This window comes from Planococcus sp. RAB007_Raresut, from assembly GCF_057369535.1.
The window spans coordinates 1-257 of sequence record NZ_JBXYIF010000179.1 but is presented as its reverse complement, the minus strand read 5'-3'; the positions used below and the strand labels follow the sequence as shown (position 1 = coordinate 257).

The window sequence follows — 257 nt, the reverse complement described above, 5'->3', positions numbered from 1 at the left end:
CCCAATTCCGTCATAGGCGATTCCTGCGAGAATGACGCCTGGATATACCCGGCTCATCTCGGCTCGGAGTGCTTTGACACGGTCCGCATGAAAGACCGCATAAGGAGGCAGTCCATCACGGAGTCGACTGACGACGGTTTGAATCGGTTCACGATGAATGCGCATCAGGCCACGGAGATCGTGTAATGCCGTCTCGATGATTTCTTCATCGGATGCTTCGACAATATCATCTGCCCCCGGACGACCTAAAAAGACAC

General features: G+C 53.7%; 1 protein-coding gene. It reads right to left on the bottom strand.

All coding sequences use genetic code 11. The features are described 5' to 3' along the window. Positions 1–257: FAD-dependent oxidoreductase (locus tag AC2Q9J_RS18195; protein WP_499042122.1), on the bottom strand; the 257-nt coding region annotated here is incomplete at both ends.